Below are 6,773 nucleotides of genomic sequence, written 5' to 3'. Positions count from 1 at the left end.
TATCATCTCTGAATATTCGATAATAGATAACTTCTGATAATCATGACTTATGTTAAATCAATCCGTAACTATCTTTTTTGTTGAAAAGTACCACGTTGAACATCTTCATCCAAATTATCCATCATCTCTTTAAATAATTCTTGAAATCTTGTTTCATCTTGATCAGAATAGCCTTCAAATATAACGTTATCAATATTCTCTTCATTGAAATAATAAATTTGATCTTCTACAACACCAACTGGGTATTTACATGCTGAATAATCGAACAAATACTTTTGACCCTCAATTTCTACATTGGTCCACGATTAATAATCATTAACTTTTGAGAACCTTCTTTTAAATATATAATGCTTCCTATTGTTTCCATTTTATTTCACCTTCTTTGTCTGAGAACATTTTAAATTGATTTAAGGTTTACTTTTAACCTTACCAATTTTACCTGAAATTTCTGTTTGAGCGTATAACAACACATTTTGAAATAAGATTGTTGCTAATAATAATGATATTGCTATCAAATAAATAAAATTAGATTCTTTTTGAAATATAAACCCACAAATCATAGCAACAAATAAAAAAGTAACAATAAAGTTTAAAAGTATGTTTTTCACAACTTCCTTATTGTTTGGTAACACGTGTGCTCTAAATGTATCATTTTTTAAATATAATTGTAATTTGAACTTCTTATTTTTATTAACAACGCCTTTAATGAGCAATATAGGCACAATCGCAATTAAAATTAATATAATGTTTAATGTATATGTTGTTGAAAAATCCAAATAATTACCTAAAGATTTTACTAAATAACCTATAAGTACAGATGCACCAATACTCAAACTAGTAATCGCATTTTTGGTCTTATTTTTTTTCAAACTGTCAGTCTTAACTTTACTAATTTCATTTTTATCAATCTCAATCAATACTTGTTTCATCAAATAATTCAACAATGGGAATATATATGTTAATTTATTTCGATTTAAATCAATAATAAAGTATCTATTTTCATAATGTATCAGTTTAAATTTACTATTTTTTTCGATAGTTTCTATTGTTATTTTATCGATGATGAATCACATTCTTTCTAATTTAAAATATTTTTAAAAAGCTTTCATTGGATTCAAAGAATTAGTAACTGCAGTAATTGATTGACCTACTTTTTTCTAACATATTTTTATTATTGTCACTTTATCTCTTCTATCATTATGTAAGAATATTTTGAATTGATTTAAGTTCGATATATTTATTTACTCTGATTGACTTAGCTTACTTATAATTACCTCTTCGTTGTCAAATGCAATTATATTCATTATAGAAAAAAAGAAGAAAAAAGTTAGACTGCATAGACACATTAATATATTGATTTTTTCTAAAAATATCAATGGAAACATAAATATAGACAACACTAAAAACAATAAGTATGCTCCGATAGCAACAATCATGTACTTGAAAGTTGGTCTCATTTTACAATTCATTCTAGGATTATTTTCCTTTAGTTTTAAATCCCATTTTTTTCTTAAATAAATTCAAATTGAGATTACAGAAAACACAAGGATTATAAAAATAATTATATTGATATATATATTAGAAGGTACATCTAGTAAATCCATAAATGGTCTCATTAGTAAAGCTATTAAAACCCCTGCACCACCAGATATCCATCTTATGTTTTGGGATCGTTCTTTATTAGTTTTGTTGTCATATTCAATTTCATTTAATTTATCATTTGTAATTTCTATTAAATCTTTTTTTAATATCCAGTTCAACATAGGAAACAAATAGAAGAAATAATTCACTTCCAAATCTATAAGGTATTTCTTTTGGTTTAATTCAATCAATTTATATCTTGGATTTTTATGTATTCGATACATGTTCACGCTGAATTTGTTGTTATCCTTTAAATCATTCATATACAATGTCATCCCTCACTTTTACTTTTTTACATTTAATATTTAGAATTTCTCAATTTTAGCTTCTTATTTCGAACAATCTACCAACCTTTCATAGGAATCAAAATTTTACTCACATTATTAATAGAATGTCCCACGTGTTCCTTAACATGATGAGATGTACCTTTCACTGTATCAGAAACTTGATTTATCGTTTTTTAGTCTTTTTAATAGTTTGGTTTGTTTTAACCTGATCATCTTTTATGGTTGATTCTGTATTACCTTTAATCTCATTAACTTTAGACATACCAGCATTCATTCCGTTCATCACTGATGGGACTATATCGTCTTTCATTATTTTTTACCATAATTTTTCACTTTATTGTATCCTTCACTGATTAAAATATTCCCAATTTATAGTTTTCCCTTTTCAATAGAGTAAATATGTTTCACTCTATCAAATGCTGGGTCTAATACATTTTTGCCCACCCAATCTGTTCCATCTTTTAATCCAAATATATTATTTTTGTACAAATAATCAGTACCATATGAAGCTAAACTACCAATAGCAATACCAGCTAAAATAGCCCATCCTCCTGGGTTCAATCCTAGAGCTGCTATTGTTAAACCAACTATTGCAGTAGCAACTGTACCTAGTGTTAATCCATTATGCGTCACAACTTCTCCGGCTGTTTTATGATCCTGTGTAATGTCTGAATAAACCCCTGTACCAAAACCAATGCCTCCCATTACATTACTACCATACATAACAGCTCTTGTAATACCGACACCTTAATCTTTAAGCATTTTACCATTAATCGTTAGTCCAGGATTATTTTCTAGATATTTACCATATTCCTCTAAGAGTGTAGTTGTTCCATCAACTGTTAAATCTTTTGAAATATCATTTGTATTTTCATCCATATACTTTTTGATATTTTCTATTGTTCTAAGCTACTAATCATTTGGTTATTCCCAAATAATAAAATACTAATTTTTAGCGAATTGGTGTTTAAGTGACGTATTCATCGCTTCTAACTGAATAAGATGCTTTTTTAATTTACCAATTTCGTCTATTAATTCAGATACTTTTGAGTTATTGCTATCGACTTCTGATTGATGTTTACCCACAAAGTTATTACAAGCTTGTTCAGTCAATTTATCAACATTTTGTATGTTTTTACTAGCTTTTTCAATAACTTCAGCTACGATTTATTCATTTTGATTAAATCATAATTAACATTAGAACATTTTATCTAGTAATGAAAATATTGAAACATACAATTAATTATTGAACATAAAATTTTGAAAAAGAATCAATTAAAGCGAAATATCGATTTGGTGAATTAGAATGAAAACTACAAAAAATGTATATATTGGTAATCATGAACATAAAATTTAAAAATAATATAAGAAAAATTTATCTTCTAATAGATCAAGAATAAGTTTAACAACTAAAAAAGTAATTGTTATACACCAAACTATCTAAAAATAATAAAATAACAAAAAAACTATCTTGAAAAACAAATGATACAATTTATAAGAAATTCTATATTAAAAATGTTTATTGTGCTATGGTTTAAAGTAATAGAGACTACTATGCTTTAAAGATAATAAGTAACGATAATGTAATGAAAGGTTTTAGAAAATATAACAATACCAAAAATATCAATAGATAATATAGATAAAAAAACAATTAATCTAATAGCAACGATATTTAATAAAAGTTGTGATAATATTATATTGATAAAAGGAAGGTGTATATTATGGAGGTAAATTTACAAAAAAAATCAATAGAATCAATTCAACATTCACATTTAATAGGATTATCATTAGTGAATTTCATTATTTTTGGATTTTACTATTTTATATATTCAGGTCCAGGTATAAGAGGTAATATGCCATTATATATGAAAATATATTTAATAGTATCATTATTATTATGGCTGACTCTTTATTTACAAGAACGCGAGTATATTTTTAAGAACTATAATCGAAAAAATTATAAGTTCAGAGTTGCAATATATATGAGCATCAATTTACTTTCAGGATACAACATTCCATTTTTAATTAGTTCTGCTTATGCTTTTTATTTTGCAGATTCTAGAGACGATACTTTTACATATTGGTTGTTAATTTGTGGGCTCATAATAGTCTCTGCTATAGGTCTATTCTTATTTTGTCTAGGTGAATTTGAGATGTTCGGTATCCAAAACGGTAGTTTTATTAGAATGATTGGTATTTTAATTGTTTTATTATCGTTTGGACTATTGTTGTATGTATCATTAATTCTTCCTGTTGATTCTGAAGAAAATCAAACGATTTGGATGGGAATGATAATGTTATTTTGTAGCCACTTACTTATTGGACGAACATACTTTTACTTAGGTCTGTTAAATTATGACATTAGTGAAGATGGGCTGAAATTATAATAGAATTAGTTATGTTTATCATGCCCTATTATGTCAAAATAACATTTGAAATTGATAAAGAAGTAAACTGATTGGAAAATTTAGATACGGTAAATGAATTTTTATTGATAAAAATATATACCTACACTACTTATAATATTTCAAAAAGACTTTTTTGTATTAGTGAGTATAAATATATAATTTTTATTTTTTAAATGAAAGATTACAATATATATATGAATTAAACGTATAATATTTTAGAAATGTAGTATAGAATTAAAACAAATGTATATGAGAATGATTAGTCAATGTAAAATAATTACATATAAAGTATTTTAGAGTGAAGGCAAAACAAACATCAAATATACAACACTGCAAGGACATGTGTATTTGATGGATTACAAAGACTGAATTAAAGAGGTATATGTGGAAGATCGATTACTTAAAAATGGCGCATGTAATCCATATGAACAATGAACAATTGGAAGAGAATACTAATTACAAGATGATGATGGAGGTCATTTAATTATCCAGATATTTGGAGATTCTAAATACTTTAACAATCGCCTGCTATAAAGCAAGTATATTAATTAAACAAAAACTGTATTTTCATAGGAGTTTTGTATAATGGATAAAGAAAATTTACAAGTTTTAAGTATAAACAATATTAAAAATTCTTATTTAATAGGTTTTGCATTAGTAAATTTTATAATATTTGCATTTTATATATTTTTATATTGCTTTATTGGTATGGAGGGAACAGTCCCTAATTATATGAAAATATATTTAGCCATATCATTATTTTTATGGCTCATATTATATTTACAAGAAAAAGGAAAAATATTGGCAGATTTTAATAGAAATAACTATAAGAAAAGAGTATGTGTCTATATGCTAATTAATATCTTAGCCGGATATAATATTCCTTTTTTGATAAGTTCAGCTGATATTTTTTATTACTCAGGTGTAGACGTAGAAGCTTTTAAATATTGGATTATAATTGCAAGTATAATTCTAATTTCTATGACAGGGTTATTTATATTTTGCTATTCAGAATTTGAAATGTTTGGAAATAAGCAATATATAGTATTAAAAATTTCAGGAGTTTTTTTAATATTATTATCATTTATTGCTTTGATATATATTTCATTTATTTCTCCTAGTGACTCAGGTAAAAGTATAGTTATTTGGGTAGGCTGCTTCTTTTTATTTGGCGTACACATAATAATGGGACGAGTATATTTCTATTTAGCAGTTTTAATGAATGATATTAGAGAAGACGGGCTGAAATTATAATGGAATTAGGTATGCTTATCATGCCCTATTATGTCAAAATAACATTTGAAATTAATAAAGAAAAACTGATTAGAAAATTTAGATATGGTAAATGAATTTTTATTGATAAAGATATATACCCACACTACTTATAATATCTCAAAAAGACTTTGTTTGTATTAATGAGTATCAGTATTTTTTTAAAATGGAAGATTACAACATATATGAATTGAACATATAATATTTTAGAAATTTAGTGTGAAATCAAAGCAAAGGTATATGATAATGATTAAGGATGTGTAAATATTGGTTTATTTTGTACTTATTGGAGTATTTATTATATTTTATTTAGCGCTATTTGATAGTCTTCTGAAATCTGAAAATCTTTCAATTTTATCTATTTTTTTAGATTTTGTTATTATAGTAATGTTGATTGTTTTTCATTTTATTGGAAATAAACTTACAGGAAATGATTTAAGTAATTATATAGCATTTACTTTAATTGGTTCTTTTGTGTATATATATTTTGCAATCAAAAATTTTTGGACAAAACCAAAAGTTTTGAACTATCTAATTAGTAAAAAGGAAAATACAAATCAAGACGATATAGAATATCAAGAGTTAGATTTACAAGTCTCGAAAATTAAATCTGTTTACTATTTTTTAATTGCTATCGTGCTTTTAATACTTACGAAAGTACATATTGTTAGTGATATTAAAGCAGACAGTTTATCTATGAACCCTGTATTTATTTTTGTTGGAATGATAATTATAGTTATCTGGCTAATAATGGACTTGTATAGAAAGAAAAAATATGGCATTTTTTTATTTAAATCATTAATTCCTATCGTAGTGACTATATGGATCATAATATCATCTGTATTATTGTATTAACTATAGTAACACCTTTATTCGCGATTGGAAGTATTATTTATAGTGTTAAGGATAAAAAATATGATGAAGTTAAAGGCGCTAAATTACTACAAATTTCAATAATTGTAGCAGCTATTATCTTTTTCTAAATTGATTAACTTTACTTGGATTAAGAAATTGATTGTAACTAAAAAATGACACAAAAAGATGGAGTAGATGGATGTAGAAGTATTCATTTACTCCATTTTTATATTTTCACCCCCCTTTTAGTGAAAACAGGCATGCATGGAGGTATGTAAAATACGGCAAGTCGTATGACGCCTAAAATGAC

Annotated in this window: 9 protein-coding genes and 2 pseudogenes; 4 read left to right on the top strand and 7 right to left on the bottom strand. The window is 25.4% G+C overall.

Features of this window, described 5'->3' with window-relative positions:
* Nucleotides 1–68 precede the first annotated feature (68 nt).
* From HMPREF2897_RS08980 to HMPREF2897_RS12990, 7 genes and pseudogenes are all read right to left on the bottom strand, one after another.
* Nucleotides 69–367 (bottom strand): annotated as a pseudogene (locus HMPREF2897_RS08980) (DUF4176 domain-containing protein).
* A gap of 40 nt (nt 368–407) precedes the next feature.
* Nucleotides 408–986, bottom strand: a complete 579-nt coding sequence (locus HMPREF2897_RS08975; RefSeq protein ID WP_237450422.1) for a DUF443 family protein — start codon at nt 984–986, stop codon at nt 408–410.
* Between the two features lie 255 nt (nt 987–1,241).
* Nucleotides 1,242–1,904: pseudogene (locus HMPREF2897_RS08970) on the bottom strand (DUF443 family protein).
* Nucleotides 1,905–2,091: 187 nt separating this feature from the next.
* A complete protein-coding gene (locus tag HMPREF2897_RS12995; RefSeq protein ID WP_002490564.1) occupies nt 2,092–2,238 on the bottom strand; it encodes a hypothetical protein in 147 nt (48 codons plus the stop codon).
* A 59-nt stretch (nt 2,239–2,297) separates the two neighbouring features.
* On the bottom strand, nt 2,298–2,651 hold the full coding sequence (locus HMPREF2897_RS12840; protein ID WP_002490561.1) for a hypothetical protein: 354 nt from the start codon (nt 2,649–2,651) through the stop codon (nt 2,298–2,300).
* Nucleotides 2,652–2,675: 24 nt separating this feature from the next.
* A complete protein-coding gene (locus HMPREF2897_RS13150) occupies nt 2,676–2,807 on the bottom strand; it encodes a hypothetical protein (protein WP_002476165.1) in 132 nt (43 codons plus the stop codon).
* A gap of 66 nt (nt 2,808–2,873) precedes the next feature.
* Entirely contained in the window at nt 2,874–3,041 is a 168-nt protein-coding gene (locus HMPREF2897_RS12990; RefSeq protein WP_002490573.1) for a hypothetical protein, read from the bottom strand.
* A gap of 608 nt (nt 3,042–3,649) precedes the next feature.
* Between HMPREF2897_RS12990 and HMPREF2897_RS08960 the strand changes: the two genes are divergently transcribed.
* From HMPREF2897_RS08960 to HMPREF2897_RS13285, 4 genes are all read left to right on the top strand, one after another.
* Entirely contained in the window at nt 3,650–4,315 is a 666-nt protein-coding gene (locus HMPREF2897_RS08960) for a DUF5079 family protein (RefSeq protein ID WP_002490337.1), read from the top strand.
* Between the two features lie 606 nt (nt 4,316–4,921).
* Nucleotides 4,922–5,590, top strand: coding sequence for a DUF5079 family protein (locus HMPREF2897_RS08955; RefSeq protein WP_002490335.1), 669 nt, complete (start codon nt 4,922–4,924; stop codon nt 5,588–5,590).
* A 285-nt stretch (nt 5,591–5,875) separates the two neighbouring features.
* Nucleotides 5,876–6,463 (top strand): DUF5080 family protein, encoded by a 588-nt coding sequence (locus HMPREF2897_RS08950; protein ID WP_070593023.1) that lies wholly within the window; start codon nt 5,876–5,878, stop codon nt 6,461–6,463.
* Nucleotides 6,430–6,591: a hypothetical protein gene (locus HMPREF2897_RS13285; RefSeq protein WP_002486557.1), complete on the top strand. Its 162-nt coding sequence runs from the start codon at nt 6,430–6,432 to the stop codon at nt 6,589–6,591. Before HMPREF2897_RS08950 ends, HMPREF2897_RS13285 begins: the two co-directional genes overlap by 34 nt.
* Nucleotides 6,592–6,773: the final 182 nt, after the last annotated feature.

Source organism: Staphylococcus sp. HMSC065D05 (genome assembly GCF_001813195.1).
GTDB classification, from domain to species: Bacteria; Bacillota; Bacilli; order Staphylococcales; family Staphylococcaceae; genus Staphylococcus; species Staphylococcus epidermidis.
Note: the sequence above shows the minus strand (reverse complement) of the source record. Positions and strands in the feature narration are given on the sequence as shown.